Raw genomic sequence first — 20,078 nt, 5'->3', positions numbered from 1 at the left:
CCGCTCAGACCGAGAGGACCTGGCGCTTGTTGTAGGTGCCGCAGCTCGGGCACGCGATGTGCTGCTGCTTCGGCTCCTGGCAACGCTCACACGAAACCAGGGTGGGGACCGCAGCCTTCCACTGCGACCGGCGGTGGCGCGTGTTGCTGCGCGACATCTTCCGCTTCGGAACAGCCACGGCTACTTCTCCTGCTTCTCGTCGACACCGGTAGCGGCGTCGCTCATGTTGTCCTTCTCGTCGGCTCCCAGCGAACCGGCGAGTTCCTGCAGTGCCGCCCAACGGATGTCGGTGGCGTCGTGGTGGTGGTCGGGGTTCTCGTTCAGGTTGATTCCGCATTCGGAACACAGACCCGCACAGTCCTCCCGGCACACCGGCTGCATGGGCAGCGCGAGCACCACTGCGTCACGCAGCACGGGTTCGAGGTCGAACATGCCGTCCTCGAGGGGGGTCATGTCCTCGTCTTCATCGTCCTCGCCGTCCTGGGCCGCCTTGGCGCGGCCCCGGTCGTCGGAGTCGGGGTACGAGAACATCTCCTGGAAGTCCGCGTCGAGCTCCAGCTCGACGGGCTCCAGACACCTTACGCACTCCCCTGCGGCCGATGCACGGGCGGTGCCTGTGACAAGCACCCCTTCCATGACCGACTCGAGTCGGAGCTCGATCTCCACCGGGTCGCCCTCGGGCACTCCGATGACTCCCGCGACGCCGAGGTCGGCGGGGGCGTCGACCGTGCGGGAGATCCGCTGGAGGGCACCGGGACGCCGCCCCAGCTCGTGCGTGTCGAACACGAGGGGGTTGCGGTGGTCGAGGCGCGTGCTCAGGGCTCTTCCTGCTTTCGGGTCGTTCGTGGCGCAAGTTCACGGGGCTGCCGCTCGCGGGCAGCATGGATCGCGGGCATACACGCGACCGAAGGGCCAGGATACTGGACGCTTCGCCCAGGGCCCAATCCGGCCCCTCGGCCGCCCCGTCCGCTACTGGCCCTGCTCGTACCGGCGCAGCTGCTCCAGGTCGATCATGCTGGTGTCGAAGAAGCTGGTCTCGTCGAGCGCGGCGGGCTGGGCCTGGGGCTGGGGCTGCGCAGGATAGGGCTCGGCGTAAGCCGCTCCAGTGGAGCCGGTGCTTGCACCGGAGTACGGGTCCTGCTGCTGGTAGCCGTACGGGTCCACCTGCTGGGGCTGCTGCTGGTACGCGTAGGGGTCCTGCTGCTGGTAGCCGTACGGATCCACCTGCTGGGGCTGCTGCTGGTAGCCGTAGGGGTCCTGCTGGGCCGGGATCTGCGCGGCGGGGGCGGGCGCGGCGGCGACCGGCTCGGGGTCGGCGAGCTCCGCCAGTCCCGCGAGGTAGTCCGCGTCGCTGGTGTGGACGGACTGGCCGAGTCCCTCCTGGGCTGCCATGTGCTCGCCGAGGGCGTCGGTGGCGATCCGGCCGTGCAGCTTCTGCCGGCCGCGGCCGACGGCCTCCAGGGTCTTGGAGAGGACCGCCTCGAAGGCGCCCAGCTTGGCGTCCACGTACTCGTCGGCGCGATGGATCAGGGTCTGCGGGTCGGCGCTGTACTCGGGGGCGTCCTCGTCCGCGTAGCCGTGCTCGTCCAGGCCCGGGCCGCGGCCGAGGAGCTTCTCGCGGCCGCGGTCGACGGAGCCGATGGTCTTGTTGAGGACGACCTCGAAGTTGGCGAGCTTGGAGTCGACGTACTCGTCGGCCTCGGCACGGATCTCCTCGGCCTCGCGGCGGGCCTCGGAGAGGATCCGGTCGGCCTCCTCCTGGGACTGCCGGGCGATCTGGGTGTCGGAGACGATCGTGCCGCGCTCGGCGTGGGCGGCCTCGATGATCCGCTCGGCCTCCTGGCGGGCCTGCTCGACCATCTGCTCGCGTCCGCCGATGAGCTCCTGGGCCTGGGCGAGGGAGTCCGGGAGGGCGCCCCGTACCTCGTCGAGGAGGGCGAGCAGTTCGGCGCGGTTGACCACGCAGGAGGCCGACATGGGCATCGAGCGGGCGTTCTGTACGGTCGCGACGATCTCGTCGAGCTTCTTCTGCACGTCCACCGGGTGCTCGCCACTCTCTACAGCTGGATGGAGACGGACGGGACGACTGTAAGGGCAGTCGTGGCCCGTCCGACACCAGGTGACGGAGCGTCAGCGGCGGTGGCCGCGCGTCACTTCCGGCCGAGGCGCTCGGTGAGCCGGCCGAGGACCGCCGGGGGCACCAGGTGGGAGACGTCGCCGCCCCAGGCCGCGACCTCCTTGACCAGGGAGGACGAGAGGAAGCTGTACGTGGGGTTGGTGGGCACGAACAGCGTCTCGACGCCCGACAGGCCGTTGTTCATCTGGGCCATCTGGAGCTCGTAGTCGAAGTCGCTGACCGCGCGCAGTCCCTTGACGATGGCTGGGATGTCGCGCTGCTTGCAGAAGTCGACGAGGAGGCCCTGGAAGGACTCCACCTCGACGTTCCCGAAGTCGGCGGTGACCTCGCGGATCAGCTCGATCCGCTCCTCGACCGTGAACAGGCCCTTCTTGGACTGGTTGATCATCACCGCGACGTGCACGACGTCGTACAGCTTGGAGGCCCGGGCGATGATGTCGAGGTGTCCGTTGGTGATGGGGTCGAACGACCCCGGGCAGACGGCGCGGCGCATCCTGCTTCCCTCGCTCTCCGGTGCGGTCATCGTGCGTCTTCGTCGGATCGTGCGTCCTCGTCGGTGGCGGTCCCGGCCGGGGCGGTGACGCCGCCGTACCAGAACGTTCCCTCACCGTAGCGGCGGGACCGCAGGGCCTCGAAGCCGTCCGGCCAGACGAACTCCCCGCCCCGCGTGGCGCGCTCCACGGTGACGACGGCATCCTCGCTCAGCCAGCCCCCGGCGCGCAGTGTGAGGAGGATCTCGCGGAGTTCCTCGTCGGCGACGGCGTAGGGCGGGTCGAGGAAGACCAGGTCGTACGGCTCCGCCGGGGCGGGTCCCGTGACGACCTGCTCGGCCTTGCCGGTACGGGCCTCGGCGCCGGGCAGGCCGAGGGCGCGCACGTTCTCCCGGACGGTGCGGGCCGCACGGGCGTCGGCCTCGACGAGCAGGGCGTGGGCCGCGCCGCGGGAGAGCGCCTCCAGGCCGACGGCGCCGGAACCGGCGTACAGGTCGGCGACCCGCACCCCGTCGAGGGTGCCGAGGAGCGCCTCCCAGGTGGAGAAGAGGCCCTCGCGCGCCCGGTCGGAGGTGGGGCGGGTGCCGCTGCCCGGGGGCACGGCCAGGCGCCGTCCGCCGGCGGTGCCGGCGATCACGCGGGTCATCGGTGTCCTCGTCCTCGACTGCTGGTGCTTGTGTGTTGCGCGCGCAACACACAAGCACCAGCTTAAGGCGGCTTCCGCGGTCAGCCCTTCTCCAGGTACTCCTCCCTCTCCTCGCTCAGCAGGGCGTCCAGGGCGGTGCGCAGGCCTGGGTGGGCTTCGAGGTCCGGGTCGGCGAGGACGAGGGCGGTGGCCTCCTCGCGGGCGGCGGCGATGACCTCCTCGTCGTCGATGACGGCGAGGACCCGCAGGGAGGAGCGGGCGCCGGACTGGGCCTGGCCGAGGACGTCGCCCTCGCGGCGCTGTTCGAGGTCGATGCGGGAGAGCTCGAAGCCGTCGAGGGTGGCGGCGACGGCGCCGAGGCGCTGCCGGGCGGGGCTCGCCTCGGGCATCTCGGTGACGAGGAGGCAGAGGCCGGGGGCGGAGCCGCGGCCGACGCGGCCGCGGAGCTGGTGGAGCTGGGAGACACCGAAGCGGTCGGCGTCCATGATCACCATGGCGGTGGCGTTGGGCACGTTGACGCCGACCTCGATGACGGTGGTGGCGACGAGGACGTCGAGCTCGCCGGCGGCGAAGCCGCGCATGACCTCGTCCTTGTCGTCGGGGTGCATGCGGCCGTGCAGGGCGGCGACGCGAAGCCCGGCGAGGGGGCCGGTGCGGAGCTTCTCGGCCACGTCGAGGACGGCGAGCGGGGGCCGCTTCTCGGCCTCGTCCTCCGGGGACGGCCTGGCCTTCTTCTTCTGGTCCTCCTCGTCGCCGATGCGGGGGCAGACGACGTACGCCTGGTGGCCGTTGGCCACCTCCTCGCGGACCCGCTCCCACGCGCGGGCGAGGAAGTGCGGCTTGTCGGCGGCGGGGACCACGTGGCTGGCGATCGGGGAGCGACCGGCGGGGAGCTGGTCGAGGACGGAGGTCTCCAGGTCGCCGAAGACGGTCATGGCCACGGTCCGGGGGATCGGGGTGGCGGTCATGACGAGGAGGTGCGGCGTCCGCTTCTCCCCCTGGGAGTGCCCCTTGCCCCGCAGGGCGTCGCGCTGTTCGACGCCGAAGCGGTGCTGCTCGTCGACGACGACGAGGCCGAGGTCGTGGAACCGCACCTTGTCCTCGATGAGGGCGTGGGTGCCGATGACGATCCCGGCCTCGCCGGTGACCAGGTCGAGCAGGGCCTGCCGACGGGCCGCGGCCCCCATGGAGCCGGTGAGCAGCACCACCTTGGTGGCGTGCTCGGCGCCGCCGAGCATCCCTCCCTCGGCGAGCTCGCCCATCATCTCGGTGACCGAGCGGTGGTGCTGCTGGGCGAGGACCTCGGTGGGGGCGAGCATCGCGGCCTGTCCCCCGGCGTCGACGACGGTGAGCATGGCCCGCAGCGCCACCATCGTGTTGTGCGTCACGGTGAAGTGATCCGTCACGTACGCGTGATCGGGATGCGCGACACTGATGCACTGGACGGGCTTGCGCCCGACGTACTCGACAGCGCGAATGGCTCGCCGGAAGGTGTTGTACTTCGGCCGTGGTCGTACGCGGACGGCCTTGCGAGACAGCCTGAACGGGGCGTACTCGTCAGGGAGACCCACCGAGACGTTCAAGGCATCCTTCTTGGGCAGGACACGTGCCCTGCCCCCGAGGGAACGCACCAGCCAGGCGACGTCCTCCGCGAGCCGGGGAGAGACCGATGCCAGGGACACACTCATTCCGGTCTTCTGGATGGTGCCGTCGGTGTCCAGCAGCCCTTGGAGAAGCGCGAGTCGATTCTTGATCGATGTGTTCTTGAACTCGTCAGGGACGAACTTGCCGTGCGAGGAGGCACCCCACAGGCCAAGGTCGCGCAGGGCCTGGATCACGGGGTTGCGAGCGCCGCCCGTGCGGTGCGTCAGCTGGATCGTGTAATCGCAGGCGGAGCCAGCTACGGGAACGAGCCGACAGTCGGGCGCCACAGCCGTCGCCACGGCGTCGTGGATCTCCCGATCAATCGTGGACAGCCGCAGGTTGTGCCGGAATGAGCCGTCCCCAAGCAGCACCCCCAACAGGTAGGGGTCGAGCGGCAGCGCGGCATCACCGCCGAGGTCCACGGGCGTCGCCGGGGGCACGTACCACTTCGATGTCCCGTTCGCTTTGACGAGGTCGTCGCGGATTTCCCGGGTGGTCATCACTTTGGGCGTCTGGCCACGGTGCCACCCGCAGCTCGTACCGACGATCCAGAGGTGTTCGTCATCGCATTCCACCGTGGTGTCGTCGGACAGGACGAGGCGCCATGTCTCGCGTTCCCCCTGCGGGAAGACCCCGTCGACCAAGGCGATCTCGCCGGAGGGCACGATGACCTCGTCCCCGGCCCTCACGTCGCCCATCCGCCGGAAGCCGCCGGGCGTCAGGACCGACGAGTCCAGGGGCTGGGCTTTGCCCGAGCCGACCTCGCCCTGGAGGAGGCGGTGCATGGGGTGGTCGGTGGCGAGGTCGTCGAAGATCTCCTTGGAGACCTTCTGCTGGCCGTCGGTGAGGGTGAAGGGCAGCTTGGCGTCGAAGGCGGCGAGGATGCCGCCGTCGGCGGGCCGTCGGGGGACGGCGGGGAGCTGGGTGTCGGTGTGCCGGCGGCGGGCGAGGGCGACCTGGAGGACGAAGGCCTCGTCCCACTTGAGCCGTTCGCGGGCGGTGGCGACGTCCGCCTTCGTGCGGGGGTGGTGGATCAGGCGCAGGGCGTCGGGAAGTTCGGCGAGGCCCCGGCCCTCGCGGAGGGCCGGGGGCAGCGGGTCGACGGCTTCGGCGGCGGCCGGCAGGACGGTGCTGACGGCCTTGGCGATCTTCCAGGACTCCAGTTTGGTGGTGGCCGGGTAGATCGGGATGAGGGCCCCGGCCCAGGTGTCCACGGCCACGTCGTCGTCGCCGCGCAGGAGTTCGTACGCGGGGTGGGCGAGCTGGAGGCGCCGGTTGAAGAGGGAGACCTTGCCGGAGAACATCGCGCGGGTGCCGGGCAGCAGGTCGTGGTGGGGCTTGTGCACGCCCTTGCCGAAGAAGACCAGCTGGAGCCGGCCGTGGCCGTCGGTGAGGGTCACTTCGAGGCGCTGGCCGCGGCCCTTGGTGCCGTTGAAGGTGTGCACGCGGGCGTCGGCGACCTGGGCGACGACCGTGACGTGCTCGTCGAGCGGCAGGTCGGAGAGGGTCGTGAGCTCGCCCCGCTCCGCGTACCGCCGGGGGTAGTGGTGGAGGAGGTCGCCGACCGTGTGCAGGTCGAGGGCCTCGGCCATGACCTTGGCGGTGGCGGGGCCGAGGGACTTCTTGAGGGGTTCGTCGAGCGCGGGCACGCGTTCCATTTCACACCACGGGGCCGACAGTCGGGGGGAGGCCTGTGGACGACCTCCCTCCTGTGGACAGTCCCCCGGAGCGTCCCGGCTACTCCACCCCGATGAGGAGCGGCGGGGCGCCCTCGCCCGCGTGGTACGTGACGGTGTCGACGGCCAGGTAGCCGCGCCGGACGTGGGCTTCGAGGGTGTCGGCGAGGGCGGGCGGGGTGCCGTCGGCGACGACGAGGGTGACGAGTTCGCCGCCGGCCTGGAGCATCCGGTCGAGGACGGTGCGGGCGGTCTCGGTGAGGTCCTGGCCGATGACGGCGACGTCGCCCTCGATGAGGCCGAGGACGTCGCCGGCCTGGCAGACGCCGGCGGAGGTGAAGGACTGGCGTTCGGCGACGGCGAGTTCGGCGTAGCGGGTGGCGCCGGCGGCGGCGGTCATGGCGACGACGTCCTCGTCGAAGCTCTGGTCGGGTTCGTGGACGGCGAGGGCGGCGATGCCCTGGACGGCGGCCCTGGTCGGGATGAGGGCGACGCGGATGCCCTCGGCGCGGGCGCGTTCGGCGGCGGCCGCTGCGGCCTTCCGCAGCTCGGCGTCGTTGGGCAGGAGGACGACCTCACGCGCGTGGGCGCGGCGGATCGCGTCGACGAACTCCTCGCCGGCGGGCGGTTCGCCGGGCCGGGCGAGGACGGTGGTCGCGCCGGCCTCGGCGCACAGGCCGGCCAGTCCCTCGCCGGGGACGACGGCGACGACGGCCCGCTGGGCGCGCTCGCTCCCGGCCGTGGCTCCGGCGGTCGCGCTCGCGAAGTGGGTGATGCGGATCCGGTGCGGCCGGCCGGCCTCGATGCCGGCCTCGACGGCGGCGCCCGGGTCGTCGACGTGGACGTGGACGTTCCAGAGGCCGTCGCCGCCGACGACGACGAGGCAGTCGCCGAGGGCGTCGAGCCGGGCCCTGAGGAGGTCGACGGCGGCGTCCTCGGCCTCCAGGAGGTACAGCACCTCGTAGCCGGGGCCCTGTTCGCCGGGCCCGCAGGTCTCCCCCGTACCGGCGGGACCGGCGGCCGGTACGGCCCGTACCGGCGGGAACGGGGGCAGGGGGGCGGGCGCCCGGCCGGTCACCGTCTCCACCAGCGCCCCGAGGACGGCCACCAGGCCCTGTCCCCCGGCGTCCACGACCCCCGCGCGGCCGAGCACCGCCAGCTGCCCCGGGGTGGCCTCCAGGGCCGTCCTGGCCCCGTCGTAGGCCCTCCCGGTCACCTCCGGGAGGGTTCCGCCGTCCGCGCAGGCGGCCGCGGCGGCGTCCGCGACGGTGAGGACGGTGCCCTCCTCGGGGTGGGCGACGGCCGCGCGGGCGGCGGCGGCGGCCGCGGCGAGGGCCCGGGCGAGGTGGTCGCCGTCGGCGCCCCGCGCGAGCACGCCGGCCATGCCGCGCAGCAGCTGGGAGAGGATGGTCCCGGAGTTGCCGCGGGCGCCGAGCAGCGCCCCGTGGGCCATGGCCCGTACGGCGTCGGCGGTGTCAGGGGCGGAGTCCCCCGCGGCCCCGGGGGCGGTGAAGACGGCCTCGACGGCCTCGTGGGCGGCCTGGGCGGTGAGGTACAGGTTGGTGCCGGTGTCGCCGTCGGCGACCGGAAAGACGTTGATGGCGTCGATCGCGGCCCGCTCCCGCCCGAGGGCCCCGGCCGTCCGCGCGCTCCAGGCCCGGACCGCCTCCGCGTCGAGGACGAGGCGCCCGCCGCCGGGGATGCCGTCGGCGTCGTCGTCGGCGTCGTCAGCGTCGTCAGCGTCGGCGGCGTCGTCGAGGGGGTGGGGGGCTCGCGACAACGGGGGTCCTCCTTCGGCGGTGAAGCTCACCGCAGGGTAGACCGGGGCGCCGTGGACCCGGGGGCCGGGACGGTCAGGGGCCGGACCGTGGTAGTTTCGTTCCACGGGAGCAGCCGTTGTATGCTGCTTCGGTTGCCCGGCACTCGCCGGGCCATACCCCGGCAAGCCACTTCAGACTCCTGATTCCGGTGCGCCGGATCTCACTGTAAATCTGAAGTCTTTGGAGTGACCCGTGGCTGCCAACTGCGACGTCTGCGGCAAGGGGCCGGGCTTCGGCAACAACATTTCGCACTCGCACCGCCGTACGTCCCGTCGCTGGAACCCGAACATCCAGCGCGTGCGTGCCGTGGTCGGTCGGACGCCGAAGCGGCTCAACGTCTGCACCTCGTGCATCAAGGCCGGCAAGGTCTCGCGCTAATCGCGACGTTCCGTGTCGTAGCGCAGCCCCTGCGGTTGCCTTGAAAGGCCGGTTCACCTCGGTGAACCGGCCTTTTGCCATGCCCTGAAGCGGATCTCAGCGGCGCAGGCGCCAGCCGTGGTCGACCGGCCCGATGCCCTCCCCCAGGGAGAAACCGGCCGCGATGGCCCCGGTCACGTACGCCTTCGCCTCCCGTACGGCCTCCGGGACCGCGTGGCCGCGCGCGAGGCCGGCCGCGATCGCCGAGGCGAGGGTGCAGCCCGTGCCGTGGGTGTGGCGGTTGTCGTGGCGGGGGGCGCGCAGCCAGTGCTCCTCGGTGCCGTCGGTGAGCAGGTCCACGGCCTCGGTGCCGGTGGGCAGGTGGCCCCCCTTGATCAGTGCCCATTCAGGCCCGTACGAGAGGACGGCCTCGGCGGCGGTCCTCATGTCGCTCTCGTACACGACGTGCACGCCCGTGAGCTGTGCCACCTCGTCGAGGTTGGGCGTGGCGACGGTGGCCGTCGGCAGCAGCCGTCTCCGTACGGACTCCAGGGCGGAGGCGGCGAGCAGCGGGTCGCCGTGCTTGGAGACGCCCACGGGGTCGACCACCACGGGCGCGTGCGTCCCGGCGAGGAGTTCGGCGACGGTCTCCACGAGCGCGGCGGAGGCCAGCATGCCGGTCTTGACGGCCTGGACGCCGATGTCGTCGACCACGGCCCGGTACTGGGCCCGTACGGCCTCCTCGGGCAGTTCCCAGGCTCCCCGCACGCCCAGCGAGTTCTGGGCGGTGACGGCGGTGAGCACGCTCATGCCGTGGACGCCGAGGGCGAGCATGGTCTTGAGGTCGGCCTGGATGCCCGCGCCGCCGCCGGAGTCGGATCCGGCGACGGTCAGCACCAGGGGCGGCCGGGTGGTCACTCGGTCTCCCCGAAGTGGTCCCAGCCGCCGGCGCTGTGCCAGGGCGCGCCGTCGACGGTCACCTGGGGCAGCGCGGAGGGGGCGATGACCTCGCCGATGACCTTCCAGCGGGCGGGCAGCTTCACGTCGGGCGGGAAGGTGGCGACAATGGCGTGGTCCTCACCTCCGGTGAGGACCCACTGGAGCGGGTCGACGCCGACGGCCTGGCCGATGTCGTGCATCTGGCCGGGGATGTCGATGAGGCCGGAGCGCAGGTCGATGCGGACGTTGCTGGCCTCGGCGATGTGGCCGAGGTCGGCGATGAGGCCGTCGCTGACGTCGCACATGGCGGTGGCGCCGAGCCCGGCGGCGGCCGGACCCGCGTGGTAGGGCGGTTCGGGCCGGCGGTGGGCCTCGACGAAGGCGCGCGGGGAGCGGAAGCCGCGGGAGAGGACCGCGTAGCCGGCGGCGGACCAGCCGAGCCAGCCGGTGTAGGCGACGACGTCGCCGGGCTCGGCGCCGCCCCGGGTGACCGGGTCGGCGTTGCGGAGGTCGCCGAGGGCGGTGATGGAGACCATGATCGTGTCGCCGCGGACGACGTCTCCGCCGACCACCGCCGCGCCCGCGACCTGACATTCGTCGCGGAGCCCGTCCATGAGTTCCGTGGGCCAGGTGACGGGGAGCTCGGCGGGGACGACGAGGCCGAGGAGGAGGGCGGTGGGGACCGCGCCCATGGCGGCGATGTCGGCGAGGTTCTGTGCGGCGGCCTTGCGGCCGACGTCGTACGCCGTCGACCAGTCGCGCCGGAAATGGCGCCCTTCGAGCAGGATGTCCGTGCTGGCCACCACGCGCCGGTCGGGGGCGGAGACCACGGCGGCGTCGTCGCCGGGCCCGATCCGTACCGCCGGGGTGGAGGTGAGCCGGGACGTGAGCTCTCTGATGAGCCCGAACTCGCCCATTTCTCCGACTGTGCCCTTCACCGCGTCTCACCTCGTGTCGTCGTGCCGGCCGGCGGTCGGCGGAGCGTCCGCTCGCGCCGCGGGTCGCGGGCCGTCACCGTGCTGGGTACCGTCAAGTTGACCGTCAACTTCCGTCCTGTGTACGCCACGCCCCGGGCGCTCCGGAAGGCGCGGGTCTCCCCGCGGGTTCCGGCGACGCGGTACCGTGGCGTCTCTTTCTCCCACAAGATCCTCGTGGCCGCCCTGGAGGTTCCGTGGTACAGGCGTACATCCTGATTCAGACCGAGGTGGGCAAGGCGTCGACCGTCGCCGAGACCATCGCCAAGATCCCGGGGGTGATCCAGGCAGAGGACGTGACCGGTCCGTACGACGTGATCGTGCGGGCGCAGGCCGACACGGTCGACGAGCTCGGCCGCATGGTGGTCGCGAAGGTCCAGCAAGTGGACGGCATCACGCGCACCCTGACCTGCCCGGTCGTCCATCTGTAGCCCCCGTCTACGCTTGGCCGGTGACGTCTTCCCACCGGCCCTTCGGCCTGCCCGCCTCAGCCGCCGTCCTGCTGCTGGCCGTCACCGGCTGCTCCGCCGACGCCCGGGCGTCCGTGCCGGTGCCGACTCCGCCCGCGGCGGAGGCGGCGCTCTGCCGTGCGCTGGCGAAGGAGCTCCCGGACACCGTGGCGGGGCAGGAGCGGAGCGATCCGTCCCCCGACTCCGAGCTGACCGCGGGGTGGGGTGACGGAGCGATCGTACTGCGCTGCGGGGTCCCCCGGCCCGAAAGGATGAGCGACCCGCAGGCCCAGGCCGTCTCCGCCGAGGGCGTGCGCTGGATGCTGGAGCAGTCCGATGACGGCGGACCGCGGCTCACCTCGGTGTACCGGAAGACGTACGTCGAGGTGACCCTCGGCGAGCGGTACGCGCACGACATCGGGCCGCTCGTGGACCTCGCCGCCCCGGTGGACCGGGCGATACCGTGCGCCCTGGAGCCGGAGTGCCGTTAGGGCCCCAGGGCGCCTGTGCGGCTAGCGCAGGCCCGTGGAGCGGGTCAGCGCGGCCTGGATGAGCCGGTCGACCAGCTCGGGGTAGCTCACGCCGCTCTCCTGCCACATGCGCGGGTACATGGAGATCGGGGTGAAGCCGGGCATGGTGTTGATCTCGTTGATGACGAAGTCGCCGTCCTCGGTGAGGAAGAAGTCGGCGCGGACCAGGCCCTCGCAGGAGACCGCCTCGTAGGCGGCGACGGCCAGGCGCTGGACCTCGGCGGTGGCCTCGTCGCCGATCGGGGCGGGCACCAGGCCGGAGGCCGAGTCGATGTACTTGGCCTCGAAGTCGTAGAAGTCGTGGTCGGTGACCGGGGGGATCTCGGCGGGCACGCTGGCGCGCGGGCCGTCCTCGAACTCCAGGACGCCGCACTCGATCTCGCGGCCGCGCACCAGCGCCTCCACGATGATCTTCGGGTCGTGGCGGCGGGCCTCCTCGACGGCCTCGTCGAGGCCGGAGAGGTCGTCGACCTTGGTGATGCCGACGGAGGAGCCGCCGCGGGCGGGCTTCACGAAGAGCGGCCAGCCGTGGTCGGCGGCGAACTCGACGATCTTCTTGCGGGCCTCGGCCGGGTTGCGGTCCCACTCGCGCGGCCGGACGACCTCGTACGGTCCGACCGGCAGGCCGTACGAGACGAAGACCCGCTTCATGTACTCCTTGTCCTGGCCGACGGCGGAGGCGAGGACGCCCGCGCCGACGTACGGGATGCCGGAGAGCTCCAGGAGGCCCTGGAGGGTGCCGTCCTCACCGTAGGGGCCGTGGAGCATCGGGAAGACGACGTCGACCTCGCCGAGGGCCTGCGGCAGGGTGCCGGGCTCGTGCAGGACGACCTCGCGGCCGGCCGGGTCGACGGGGAGGACCACGTTGCCGGACTCCGACTCGGTGAGCCGGTCGACGTCCGGCAGGGTGCGGTCGGCGATCGCCATCCGCTCGGGGGCGTCGGCGGTCAGCGCCCAGCGCCCCTCCTTGGTGATGCCGATGGGCAGCACGTCGTACTTGGTCCGGTCGATCGCCTTGAGGACGGCGCCGGCGGTGACGACGGAGATGGCGTGCTCGGAGCTGCGTCCGCCGAAGACGACGGCCACGCGCGGCTTGCGGGGGCTCTGGGTGTTCTCGCTCATATCGCGATGAGCGTACCTTGCGGTCTCCGAACTCCTGAGCGCCCCGCGGGCCGTCTCGCGCGTCCGGCTCAGCGGCGCTCGGGCTTGGCGCTGCGCGACATGAGTTCCTTGAGGGCGACCGTCGGCGGCTTGCCGTCGTGGACGATGGAGACGACGGTCTCGGTGATGGGCATGTCGACGCCGTGTCGGCGGGCCAGGTCGAGCACCGACTCGCAGGACTTGACGCCCTCGGCGGTCTGCTTGGTGGCGGCGACGGCCTCCTGGAGGGTCATCCCGCGGCCCAGGTTGGTGCCGAAGGTGTTGTTCCGGGAGAGCGGCGAGGAGCAGGTGGCGACGAGGTCGCCGAGGCCCGCGAGGCCGGAGAAGGTGAGCGGGTCGGCGCCCATGGCGAGGCCGAGGCGGGTGGTCTCGGCGAGGCCGCGGGTGATGAGGGTGGCCTTGGAGTTGTCGCCGAGGCCCATGCCGTTGGCGATGCCGACGGCGAGGCCGATGACGTTCTTCACCGCGCCGCCGAGTTCGCAGCCGACCACGTCGGTGTTGGTGTACGGGCGGAAGTACGGGGTCATGCAGGCGGCCTGGAGCCGCTGGGCGACCGACTCGTCGACGCAGGCGGCGACGGCGGCGGCGGGCTGCCGGGCGGCGATCTCGCGGGCCAGGTTGGGTCCGGTGAGGACGGCGACGCGCTCGGCGGGGACGCCGGCGACCTCGGTGATGACCTCGCTCATCCGCTTGGCGGTGCCGAGTTCGATGCCCTTCATGAGGGAGACGAGCACGGTGTCGGGGCCGAGCTTGGGCGCCCAGGCGGCGAGGTTCTCGCGCAGGGTCTGGGAGGGGATGACGAGGACGGCGAAGTCGGCGCCCTCGGCGGCCTCGGCCGCGTCCGCGGTGGCGGTGATGCCGTTGGGGAGTTCGACGCCGGGCAGGTAGTCGGGGTTGGTACGGGTGGTGTTGATGGTCTCGGCGAGCGCGGGGCGGCGGCCCCAGAGGCTCACCTCGCAGCCCGCGTCGGCCATCACCATGGCGAAGGCGGTGCCCCAGGAGCCGTTGCCGAAGACGGCGGCCCTGGTCGCTCGGTGCGTCACTTGGTGCCCCCTTCGGCCTCGGCGGCCTTGCGGCGCTGTTCCCGGCGGGCGCGGCGCGGGTCGTAGGGCTCGGCAGGGGCCTTCTCGCCGCGGACCTCCTCCAGGAGGGCGGTGATGGCGGCCATGATCGTCTCGGTGGCCTCGCGCAGCACCTCGGGGGTGGGCTCCAGGCCGTCGAAGCGGGAGAGGTCGACCGGCGGACCCGCCTGGACGATCAGCGTCTTGCGCGGGAAGAAGCTGAACTTGTCCTTCTTGGCGTACGGCGGCATCGCGAGGTTGGCGCCCCACTGTGCCACCGGGATGACGGGCGCCCTGGTGAGCAGCGCGACGCGGGCGGCGCCGGTCTTGCCGGGCATGGGCCACATGTCGGGGTCGCGGGTCAGGGTGCCCTCGGGGTAGAAGGCGACGCACTCGCCCCGCTCGATGGCGTCGACGGCGGCCCGGAAGGCGTCCAGGGCGTTCGCGGTCTCGCGGTAGACGGGGATCTGGCCGGTCTTGCGGAGCATCGTGCCGACGAAGCCGCCCTTGAAGAGGCCGGCCTTGGCGAGGAAGCGGGGCACCCTGCCGGTGTTGTACTGGTAGTGCGCGTAGGAGAGCGGGTCCAGGTACGAGTTGTGGTTGACCGCGGTGATGAACCCGCCCTCGGCCGGAATGTGCTCCATGCCGCGCCAGTCCCGCTTGAACAGAACCACCAGGGGGGGTTTGGCGATGACCGCCGCGAGGCGGTACCAGAAGCCGATTCTGCGGCGGGGCACTGGGGGCACCTTTCTCCGTGTCCTGCTGGGTCTTGCCGTGTCTTGCCGTGTCTTGCGGGGTCCTGCCGGCAGGGGGTCAAGTGTCGCCCCATGCTCCTGCTCTGTCGAGGACACCGTACGCCCCGGGGACCGGAGGGTCCCGCCCGGGCGGGACAGAATGGGCGGCGATGAACACGGACGCGGACGACGGCTGGTCCCTGGTCGTACCCCTCAAGCCCCTGGCCCTGGCGAAGAGCCGACTCGCCCCCGCGGCCGGGGAGCGGCTGCGGCCCCGGCTGGCCCTGGCCTTCGCCCAGGACACGGTGGCGGCGGCGCTGGACTGCCCGGAGGTACGGGACGTGGTGGTGGTCACGGACGATCCGGCGGCGGGCCGGGCGCTGGCCGCGCTCGGGGCGCGGATCGTGCCGGACGCACCGGCGGCGGGGCTCAACGCGGCCCTTGCGCACGGGGCCCGGGCGGTGCGGGAGCGACGTCCGCACGCGCGCGTGGCGGCGCTGAACGCGGATCTGCCCGCGCTGCGCCCGGCGGAGCTCGCACGGGTCCTGGCGGCGGCCCGGCAATTCCCCAGGACATTTCTCGCGGATGCCGCCGAAATAGGTACGACATTCCTCTCGGCGGGACCGGGGGTGGAATTGGAACCGGCTTTCGGAGGGCCGTCGCGGCTTCGGCATTTGTCGTCGGGGGCGGTGGAAATCCGGCTGTCCGGGGTGGATTCCGTCCGCCGGGACGTGGACACCGGCGAGGACCTGGTGGCGGCGGGGGCCCTGGGGCTCGGCCCGCGGACGGCGGCCCGGCGGCCCGCGACGGCCGGATAGGGTGCGGTCCATGCAGGCGACCGCGTACACGTACGACTCCGAGACCCGCAGCGGCAGTGTGCTGCTCGACGACGGCACCCCGGTGGAGTTCGGGGCGGAGGCCTTCGACGCGGGCGGGCTGCGGCTGCTGCGTCCGGGGCAGCGGGTGCGGATCGAGGCGGAGCCCGGCACCTCGGGCGCGGGCCTGCGGATCACCCTGGTGACGCTGCAGACCTTCTGAACCCTCCCCCACCGTCCGTACGGCTCCGGGAACGCGCCCGTACGGCTCCGGGAACGTGCCCGTACGACCCAGGAAACGCGTCCGTACGGCCCCGGGAACGCGCCGCGGGCCGGGCTCCCGTGACGGGAGCCCGGCCCGGCGGACGTGCGGTGACCGTCCTACTTCTTGGCGGCGGTCTTCTTGGCCGTGGTGGTCTTGCGCGCCGTGGTCTTCTTGGCGGGCGCCTTCTTCGCCGTGGCCTTCTTGGCCGGGGCGGTCTTCTTGGCGGCGGCCTTCTTGGCCGTGGCGGCCGGGGCGGCCTTCTTGGCGGCGGCGGTGGTCTTCTTGGCCGCGGCCGTCGTCTTCTTGGCGGTGGTCTTCTTCGCGGCCGCCGTGGTCTTCTTCGCCGGGGTCGCCTTCTTGGCTGCGGCGGTGGTCTTCTTGGCCGGAGCGGCCTTCTTGGCGGCGGCCTTCTTGGCCGTGGTGGCCTTCTTCGCGGCAGCCTTCTTCACGGTGGCGGAGGCACCGCCGGTGAGGCTGCCCTTGGGGGCCTTCTTGACGGAGACCTCGCCGCCCTTGGGGAGCTTCTTCGAGCCGCTGACCAGGTCCTTGAAGCCCTGGCCCGCGCGGAAGCGCGGAACGGAGGTCTTCTTGACCCGCACGCGCTCGCCCGTCTGCGGGTTGCGGGCGTACCGGGCGGGGCGGTCGACCTTCTCGAACGAGCCGAAGCCGGTGACCGAGACACGGTCGCCGGCGACCACGGCGCGCACGATGGCGTCGAGCACGTGGTCGACGGCATCGGCGGCCTGCTGGCGACCGCCCATCTTGTCGGCAATCGCTTCTACGAGCTGCGCCTTGTTCACGTCTTCCCCTTCGGAGACTTTGCCGGAACGAAAGTGTTCAAGCTTTTTCGCACGTTAGGCATGTATATACCGCAAATCAAACACGAAACGGTCTAATCACCCTAGTGCCGCAACGCGGAAGAGCCGTTGCGGAGTTCCTGGTGTCAGTCGTCTTCAGGGAATCGGCCCTCATCGAGGTCCTTCATCAACCGGTCCAGACGCGTTGCCGCGTCCGCGAGATCGTGCTTCGCCGCGGCCGTGACGACCAGCAGCTTCCGGGACAGCGCCATCCTTACGCCCTCCGGGACTTGCAGTGCGCGCACTCGGGAGTGCGCTTCTTTCAATCGGGCGGCGACGGCCTCGTAGAGCTCGAGTTGGCTGTCGCGTTCCATGCACAGATTGTGCCATCTAGGGCGAGTTGTCGCCCGACGGGGTCTCAACAAGCGACTGCGCCCCCCACCGGAGGGTGGGGGGCGCAGTCGGGGAAAAGCGCTGCTCAGGCCGTAATTGTACGGGGCTTGAAGGAGGGCCTTGCCGCCTCGTAGGCGGCGATGTCGGCTTCGTTCTGAAGGGTGAGGCTGATGTCGTCGAGGCCGTTCAGGAGCCGCCAGCGGGCGTTCTCGTCGAGTTCGAAGTCGGCGTCGATCCCGTCGGCCAGGACCTTGCGGGCCTCCAGGTCGACGGTGATCTCGGCGGTCGGGTCGGCCTCGGTCAGCTGCCAGAGGGCGTCGACGGTCTCCTGGGGCAGGACGACGGTCAGCAGACCGTTCTTCAGCGAGTTGCCGCGGAAGATGTCGGCGAAGCGGGAGGAGATGACCGTCTTGAAGCCGTAGTTCTGCAGCGCCCAGACGGCGTGCTCGCGGGAGGAGCCGGTGCCGAAGTCGGGGCCGGCCACCAGGACCGTGGCGCCCTGCCGCTCGGGCCGGTTGAGCACGAAGGACTCGTCCTTGCGCCAGGCCTCGAAGAGGCCGTCCTCGAAGCCGTCGCGGGTGACCTTCTTGAGCCAGTGCGCGGGGATGATCTGGTCGGTGTCGACGTTGCTGCGGCGCAGCGGGACGGCCCGGCCGGTGTGCGTGGTGAAGGCTTCCATGGTTCCTCAGACCCCCGCGGTGGTGACGGTGTCGGACAGGTCGGCCGGGGAGGCCAGGTGGCCCAGTACGGCGGTGGCGGCGGCGACCTGGGGGGAGACCAGGTGGGTGCGGCCGCCCTTGCCCTGCCGGCCCTCGAAGTTGCGGTTGGAGGTGGACGCGGAGCGCTCACCGGGAGCCAGTTGGTCGGGGTTCATGCCCAGGCACATGGAGCAGCCCGCGTGCCGCCATTCGGCCCCGGCCTCCTTGAAGACCTTGTCCAGGCCCTCCTCGACGGCCTGGAGGGCGACCCGGACGGAGCCGGGGACGACCAGCATGCGGACGCCGTCGGCGACCTTGCGGCCTTCCAGGAGGGCGGCGGCGTTGCGCAGGTCCTCGATGCGGCCGTTGGTGCAGGAGCCCACGAAGACGGTGTCGACCTTGATGTCGCGCAGCGGCTGCCCGGCGGTCAACCCCATGTACTCCAGGGCCTTTTCGGCGGCGAGGCGCTCGGAGGGGTCCTCGTACGAGGCGGGGTCGGGGACGTTCGCCGAAAGCGGGGCGCCCTGGCCGGGGTTGGTGCCCCAGGTGACGAAGGGGGCGAGCTCGGCGGCGTCGATGACGACCTCGGCGTCGAAGACGGCGTCCTCGTCGGTCTTGAGGGTCTTCCAGTAGGCGACGGCGGCGTCCCAGTCCTCGCCCTGGGGGGCGTGCGGGCGGCCCTTGAGGTAGGCGAAGGTGGTCTCGTCGGGGGCGATCATGCCCGCGCGGGCGCCGGCCTCGATGGACATGTTGCAGATGGTCATGCGGCCTTCCATCGAGAGTTTCTCGATGGCCGGGCCCCGGTACTCCAGGACGTAGCCCTGGCCGCCGCCGGTGCCGATCTTCGCGATGACGGCGAGGATCAGGTCCTTGGCGGTGACGTCGGCGGGCAGCTCGCCGTTCACGGTGATGGCCATGGTCTTCGGGCGGGCCATCGGCAGCGTCTGGGTGGCAAGGACGTGCTCGACCTGGCTGGTGCCGATGCCGAAGGCCAGACCGCCGAAGGCGCCGTGCGTGGAGGTGTGGGAGTCGCCGCAGACCACGGTCATGCCGGGCTGGGTCAGGCCCAGCTGGGGGCCCACCACGTGGACGACGCCCTGCTCGACGTCGCCGAGCGGGTGGAGCCGTACGCCGAACTCGGCGCAGTTCTTCCGCAGGGTCTCCAGCTGGGCGCGGGAGACCGGGTCGGCGATCGGCTTGTCGATGTCGAGGGTGGGGGTGTTGTGGTCCTCGGTGGCGAGGGTGAGGTCGAGCCGCCGCACCTGCCGGCCGTTCTGACGGAGACCGTCGAAGGCCTGGGGGCTGGTCACCTCGTGCAGCAGGTGAAGATCGATGAAGAGGAGATCGGGCTCGCCCTCGGCGCGCCGGACGACATGGTCGTCCCAGACCTTCTCCGCGAGTGTCCTACCCATCGCTTTCCCTCCGGCCGGCGGCTGCGCCGACACCACTAGAGATCGTTTCGCGGTCCGTTGTGCGGCCGCTCCTCCAGAGTGACAAGTTCCTCGGGAAATTGAACTTGCGTTTCACAGAGTGAGACGCAAGTATCGTTGCATGGACAACTCTAGCGGCGTAGGCGTTCTCGACAAGGCAGCCCTTGTCCTGAGCGCCCTGGAGTCCGGTCCGGCCACCCTCGCAGGACTGGTCGCGGCGACGGGACTCGCACGACCCACGGCCCACCGACTGGCCGTGGCATTGGAACACCACCGGATGGTGGCCCGCGACATGCAGGGCCGTTTCATTCTCGGTCCTCGGCTGGCGGAGCTCGCGGCGGCGGCCGGTGAGGACCGCCTCCTGGCGACGGCAGGGCCGGTGCTCACGCACCTGCGCGACGTCACCGGCGAGAGCGCGCAGCTCTACCGGCGCCAGGGCGACATGCGCATCTGCGTGGCTGCGGCCGAGCGGCTCTCGGGCCTGCGGGACACGGTCCCGGTGGGTTCCACGCTCACCATGAAGGCCGGCTCGTCGGCGCAGATCCTGATGGCCTGGGAGGAGCCCGAGCGGCTGCACCGCGGCCTCCAGGGCGCCCGTTTCACGGCGACGGCCCTGTCGGGCGTACGGCGCCGCGGCTGGGCCCAGTCGATCGGCGAGCGGGAGCCCGGCGTGGCGTCCGTCTCCGCGCCCGTCAGGGGCCCTTCCAACCGCGTGGTGGCCGCCGTGTCGGTCTCGGGTCCGATCGAGCGTCTGACGCGCCATCCCGGCCGTATGCACGCCCAGGCGGTCATCGACGCCGCCGCCCGTCTCACCGAGGCCCTGCGCCGCAACGGCTGAGACGCCTGCCCCCACTCCCCTTCCCTCCCCGTACGTCTCCCGGCCCACCGCTCCAACGCCGCAGCGGTGGGCCGGAGTTGTGCGCGTACGGAGGTCTGCCGGGAACAGCGAAGAAGCCCTCCCCCCGAAGGGAAGGGCTTGTTCGTCGAGTACCCCCGACCGGATTCGAACCGGCGCTACCGCCTTGAGAGGGCGGCGTGCTAGGCCGCTACACAACGGGGGC

Annotated in this window: 22 protein-coding genes and 1 tRNA gene; 6 read left to right on the top strand and 17 right to left on the bottom strand. The window is 71.8% G+C overall.

Going from position 1 to position 20,078, the window contains the following annotated elements; genetic code table 11:
* Positions 1–4: 4 nt before the first annotated feature.
* The 7 genes from rpmF to QK442_RS12570 all read right to left on the bottom strand — a co-directional run bounded on the left by rpmF (position 5) and on the right by QK442_RS12570 (position 8,296).
* The gene (gene rpmF / locus QK442_RS12600) at positions 5–178 is read right to left on the bottom strand and encodes a 50S ribosomal protein L32 (RefSeq protein WP_030496967.1); all 174 of its coding nucleotides are present in this window, start codon (positions 176–178) and stop codon (positions 5–7) included.
* Between the two features lie 2 nt (positions 179–180).
* On the bottom strand, positions 181–786 hold the full coding sequence (locus QK442_RS12595) for a DUF177 domain-containing protein (protein ID WP_282693989.1): 606 nt from the start codon (positions 784–786) through the stop codon (positions 181–183).
* Between the two features lie 183 nt (positions 787–969).
* The gene (locus QK442_RS12590; protein ID WP_282693988.1) at positions 970–2,040 is read right to left on the bottom strand and encodes an ATP synthase F0 subunit B; all 1,071 of its coding nucleotides are present in this window, start codon (positions 2,038–2,040) and stop codon (positions 970–972) included.
* A gap of 110 nt (positions 2,041–2,150) precedes the next feature.
* Positions 2,151–2,630: a pantetheine-phosphate adenylyltransferase gene (coaD, locus tag QK442_RS12585; RefSeq protein ID WP_282694117.1), complete on the bottom strand. Its 480-nt coding sequence runs from the start codon at positions 2,628–2,630 to the stop codon at positions 2,151–2,153.
* 26 nt (positions 2,631–2,656) lie between these two features.
* Positions 2,657–3,274 (bottom strand): 16S rRNA (guanine(966)-N(2))-methyltransferase RsmD, encoded by a 618-nt coding sequence (rsmD, locus tag QK442_RS12580; protein WP_282693987.1) that lies wholly within the window; start codon positions 3,272–3,274, stop codon positions 2,657–2,659.
* An 80-nt stretch (positions 3,275–3,354) separates the two neighbouring features.
* Positions 3,355–6,576: a helicase-related protein gene (locus QK442_RS12575; RefSeq protein WP_282693986.1), complete on the bottom strand. Its 3,222-nt coding sequence runs from the start codon at positions 6,574–6,576 to the stop codon at positions 3,355–3,357.
* A gap of 79 nt (positions 6,577–6,655) precedes the next feature.
* Entirely contained in the window at positions 6,656–8,296 is a 1,641-nt protein-coding gene (locus QK442_RS12570; protein ID WP_282694116.1) for a DAK2 domain-containing protein, read from the bottom strand.
* A gap of 310 nt (positions 8,297–8,606) precedes the next feature.
* Here QK442_RS12570 and rpmB point away from each other — a divergent pair, with 310 nt between their 5' ends.
* Positions 8,607–8,792, top strand: coding sequence for a 50S ribosomal protein L28 (gene rpmB, locus QK442_RS12565; RefSeq protein WP_003957616.1), 186 nt, complete (start codon positions 8,607–8,609; stop codon positions 8,790–8,792).
* A gap of 96 nt (positions 8,793–8,888) precedes the next feature.
* Here rpmB and thiD read toward each other — a convergent pair whose 3' ends face one another.
* A complete protein-coding gene (gene thiD, locus QK442_RS12560; protein WP_282693985.1) occupies positions 8,889–9,689 on the bottom strand; it encodes a bifunctional hydroxymethylpyrimidine kinase/phosphomethylpyrimidine kinase in 801 nt (266 codons plus the stop codon).
* Positions 9,686–10,648, bottom strand: coding sequence for a thiamine-phosphate kinase (locus QK442_RS12555; RefSeq protein WP_282693984.1), 963 nt, complete (start codon positions 10,646–10,648; stop codon positions 9,686–9,688). Before QK442_RS12555 ends, thiD begins: the two co-directional genes overlap by 4 nt.
* A gap of 233 nt (positions 10,649–10,881) precedes the next feature.
* Here QK442_RS12555 and QK442_RS12550 point away from each other — a divergent pair, with 233 nt between their 5' ends.
* A complete protein-coding gene (locus QK442_RS12550; RefSeq protein WP_064070330.1) occupies positions 10,882–11,115 on the top strand; it encodes an Lrp/AsnC ligand binding domain-containing protein in 234 nt (77 codons plus the stop codon).
* Positions 11,116–11,135: 20 nt separating this feature from the next.
* Positions 11,136–11,624 carry a DUF3515 domain-containing protein gene (locus QK442_RS12545; RefSeq protein WP_282693983.1) on the top strand — a complete coding sequence of 163 codons (489 nt, stop codon included), beginning with the start codon at positions 11,136–11,138 and terminating at the stop codon, positions 11,622–11,624.
* Between the two features lie 21 nt (positions 11,625–11,645).
* Here the strand turns inward: QK442_RS12545 and QK442_RS12540 are convergent, their stop codons facing one another.
* The 3 genes from QK442_RS12540 to QK442_RS12530 all read right to left on the bottom strand — a co-directional run bounded on the left by QK442_RS12540 (position 11,646) and on the right by QK442_RS12530 (position 14,622).
* Positions 11,646–12,785 carry a D-alanine--D-alanine ligase family protein gene (locus QK442_RS12540; protein ID WP_282693982.1) on the bottom strand — a complete coding sequence of 380 codons (1,140 nt, stop codon included), beginning with the start codon at positions 12,783–12,785 and terminating at the stop codon, positions 11,646–11,648.
* Between the two features lie 68 nt (positions 12,786–12,853).
* On the bottom strand, positions 12,854–13,867 hold the full coding sequence (locus tag QK442_RS12535) for an NAD(P)H-dependent glycerol-3-phosphate dehydrogenase (protein ID WP_282693981.1): 1,014 nt from the start codon (positions 13,865–13,867) through the stop codon (positions 12,854–12,856).
* Entirely contained in the window at positions 13,864–14,622 is a 759-nt protein-coding gene (locus QK442_RS12530) for a lysophospholipid acyltransferase family protein (protein ID WP_282693980.1), read from the bottom strand. Before QK442_RS12530 ends, QK442_RS12535 begins: the two co-directional genes overlap by 4 nt.
* 167 nt (positions 14,623–14,789) lie before the next feature.
* Between QK442_RS12530 and cofC the strand changes: the two genes are divergently transcribed.
* Positions 14,790–15,437, top strand: a complete 648-nt coding sequence (gene cofC / locus QK442_RS12525) for a 2-phospho-L-lactate guanylyltransferase (RefSeq protein ID WP_282693979.1) — start codon at positions 14,790–14,792, stop codon at positions 15,435–15,437.
* Positions 15,438–15,447: 10 nt separating this feature from the next.
* Positions 15,448–15,657, top strand: coding sequence for a hypothetical protein (locus QK442_RS12520; protein ID WP_282693978.1), 210 nt, complete (start codon positions 15,448–15,450; stop codon positions 15,655–15,657).
* A 158-nt stretch (positions 15,658–15,815) separates the two neighbouring features.
* On the opposite strand, the gene QK442_RS12515 is transcribed toward QK442_RS12520, so the two are convergent.
* The 4 genes from QK442_RS12515 to leuC all read right to left on the bottom strand — a co-directional run bounded on the left by QK442_RS12515 (position 15,816) and on the right by leuC (position 18,999).
* On the bottom strand, positions 15,816–16,499 hold the full coding sequence (locus QK442_RS12515) for an HU family DNA-binding protein (protein WP_282693977.1): 684 nt from the start codon (positions 16,497–16,499) through the stop codon (positions 15,816–15,818).
* A 143-nt stretch (positions 16,500–16,642) separates the two neighbouring features.
* Positions 16,643–16,870 carry a hypothetical protein gene (locus QK442_RS12510; RefSeq protein WP_030496950.1) on the bottom strand — a complete coding sequence of 76 codons (228 nt, stop codon included), beginning with the start codon at positions 16,868–16,870 and terminating at the stop codon, positions 16,643–16,645.
* Positions 16,871–16,974: 104 nt separating this feature from the next.
* Positions 16,975–17,568, bottom strand: coding sequence for a 3-isopropylmalate dehydratase small subunit (leuD, locus tag QK442_RS12505; protein ID WP_282693976.1), 594 nt, complete (start codon positions 17,566–17,568; stop codon positions 16,975–16,977).
* Positions 17,569–17,574: 6 nt separating this feature from the next.
* Complete coding sequence (gene leuC, locus QK442_RS12500) at positions 17,575–18,999, bottom strand: 3-isopropylmalate dehydratase large subunit (RefSeq protein WP_282693975.1); 1,425 nt, start codon at positions 18,997–18,999, stop codon at positions 17,575–17,577.
* A 139-nt stretch (positions 19,000–19,138) separates the two neighbouring features.
* Between leuC and ndgR the strand changes: the two genes are divergently transcribed.
* The gene (ndgR, locus tag QK442_RS12495; RefSeq protein ID WP_128977462.1) at positions 19,139–19,855 is read left to right on the top strand and encodes an IclR family transcriptional regulator NdgR; all 717 of its coding nucleotides are present in this window, start codon (positions 19,139–19,141) and stop codon (positions 19,853–19,855) included.
* A gap of 150 nt (positions 19,856–20,005) precedes the next feature.
* On the opposite strand, the gene QK442_RS12490 is transcribed toward ndgR, so the two are convergent.
* Positions 20,006–20,078, bottom strand: a tRNA-Glu gene (locus QK442_RS12490).

The organism is Streptomyces sp. CC208A (assembly GCF_030010625.1).
Classification (GTDB): Bacteria; Actinomycetota; Actinomycetes; order Streptomycetales; family Streptomycetaceae; genus Streptomyces.
Note: the sequence above shows the minus strand (reverse complement) of the source record. Positions and strands in the feature narration are given on the sequence as shown.

Bases quoted from the DNA above. Each gene is read 5' to 3' on its own strand.
- coaD (WP_282694117.1), bottom strand. From the start codon at position 2,630: ATGCGCCGCGCCGTCTGCCCGGGGTCGTTCGACCCCATCACCAACGGA.
- rsmD (WP_282693987.1), bottom strand. From the start codon at position 3,274: ATGACCCGCGTGATCGCCGGCACCGCCGGCGGACGGCGCCTGGCCGTG.
- QK442_RS12575 (WP_282693986.1), bottom strand. From the start codon at position 6,576: ATGGAACGCGTGCCCGCGCTCGACGAACCCCTCAAGAAGTCCCTCGGC.
- QK442_RS12540 (WP_282693982.1), bottom strand. From the start codon at position 12,785: ATGAGCGAGAACACCCAGAGCCCCCGCAAGCCGCGCGTGGCCGTCGTC.
- cofC (WP_282693979.1), top strand. From the start codon at position 14,790: ATGAACACGGACGCGGACGACGGCTGGTCCCTGGTCGTACCCCTCAAG.
- QK442_RS12520 (WP_282693978.1), top strand. From the start codon at position 15,448: ATGCAGGCGACCGCGTACACGTACGACTCCGAGACCCGCAGCGGCAGT.
- QK442_RS12510 (WP_030496950.1), bottom strand. From the start codon at position 16,870: ATGGAACGCGACAGCCAACTCGAGCTCTACGAGGCCGTCGCCGCCCGA.
- leuD (WP_282693976.1), bottom strand. From the start codon at position 17,568: ATGGAAGCCTTCACCACGCACACCGGCCGGGCCGTCCCGCTGCGCCGC.
- leuC (WP_282693975.1), bottom strand. From the start codon at position 18,999: ATGGGTAGGACACTCGCGGAGAAGGTCTGGGACGACCATGTCGTCCGG.
- ndgR (WP_128977462.1), top strand. From the start codon at position 19,139: ATGGACAACTCTAGCGGCGTAGGCGTTCTCGACAAGGCAGCCCTTGTC.